Genomic DNA, 573 nt, shown 5'->3' with positions numbered 1-573 from the left:
ATTTCATCCACTTCTTCTTGATCTCCCAGTTCATTCATAAAATCAAATTCAGGAAGATCCGAAATTTCAAAGATAAAATCTGTTTGAAATGTATTATTCATTTCATCAACAGAATCAATTTCATTCACTTCTTCTTGATCGCCCAGTTCATCCATAAAATCAGATTCAGGAAGATCCGGAATCTCTAAAATAACATCTATTTGAAATGTATTATTTGTTTCATCAACAAAATCGATTTCATCCACTTCTTCTTGATCTCCCAGTTCATTCATAAAATCAGATTCAGGAAGATCCGGAATCTCTAAAATAACATCTGTTTGAAATGTATTATTCATTTCATCAACAGAGTCGATTTCATCCAACTTTTCTTGATCTCGAAATTCATTCTTTAAAGTTGAAGATTTAAAAACAATCATTTGTTTAGAGGATATTTCCGACATTTTACTATGGTTAATCCATAAATCAACAGAATCAATTTCATCCATTTCTTCTTGATCTCTCAGTTCATTCATAAAATCAGATTCAGGAAGATCCGGAATCTCTAAAATAACATCTGTTTGAAATGTATTGTTC

At 30.4% G+C, this 573-nt stretch carries 1 protein-coding gene; it reads right to left on the bottom strand.

Features of this window, described 5'->3' with window-relative positions:
* A partial coding sequence (locus tag MR109_RS29620; RefSeq protein WP_242274858.1) for a hypothetical protein occupies positions 1-573 on the bottom strand: 573 nt, incomplete at both ends.

It is taken from the genome of Bacillus cereus group sp. BfR-BA-01310 (genome assembly GCF_022664325.1).
Classification (GTDB): Bacteria; Bacillota; Bacilli; order Bacillales; family Bacillaceae_G; genus Bacillus_A; species Bacillus_A paramycoides.
Note: the sequence above shows the minus strand (reverse complement) of the source record. Positions and strands in the feature narration are given on the sequence as shown.